Here is a 685-nt window from a genome sequence, read left to right as displayed (position 1 = left end):
GTGAACGCTGGCTACGCCTGGAATACCAACAACAACAACAGCAACTACGTGTATGGCGCTCCGGTTTACAACACCGCCGCGTTCTACTACGGCGGCAATTCGGGCAACGACGGTGGCTTCACCGGCGGCGGCCAGATCGGCTACAACTACCAGATCGGCCAGTTCGTGATCGGCGCCGAAGCCGACATCCAGTACGCCGACCTCGGCGGCAAGAGCAACTACGGTTACGGCAACCAGGGCATGGACTGGTTCGGCACCGTCCGCGCTCGCGCCGGTTTCGCCATTGACCGCGCCCTGATCTACGTGACCGGTGGTTTCGCCTACGGCGGCGGCGGCAACAACAACAACTTCTACGGCTACAACTACGGCTACTATGCTGGCAACGGCAACAGCACCGCGACCGGCTGGACCGTCGGCGGTGGTCTTGAGTACGCCTTCACCGACAACCTGACCGCCAAGGTCGAAGGTCTGTATGTCAGCCTCGATCGCGGCAACAGCGACGTCTACTTCCCGGGCGCTGCTCTGGCCAGCCTGTACTACTCTGGCGGCAACAAGAACAACGAGTTCGGCGTTGTTCGCGTCGGCCTGAACTACAAGTTCTGATATTTCGGGGATCTCCCCGCTTTATCTGGAGCCCGGCAGCAACGCTGCCGGGCTTTTTTATGTTTTCACCGGGCAATTGACG

1 protein-coding gene is annotated in these 685 nt (G+C 60.4%); it reads left to right on the top strand.

All coding sequences use genetic code 11. From position 1 onward, the window contains the following. Window positions 1-603, top strand: a 603-nt coding sequence (locus tag IE243_RS22990; protein WP_191321591.1) for an outer membrane protein, incomplete at its 5' end; no start/stop codon positions are given. Window positions 604-685: the final 82 nt, after the last annotated feature.

It is taken from the genome of Camelimonas fluminis (assembly GCF_014656355.1).
Classification (GTDB): Bacteria; Pseudomonadota; Alphaproteobacteria; order Rhizobiales; family Beijerinckiaceae; genus Camelimonas; species Camelimonas fluminis.
The sequence above is the reverse complement of the archived record's forward strand: the minus strand, read 5'-3'. Positions and strand labels throughout refer to the sequence as shown.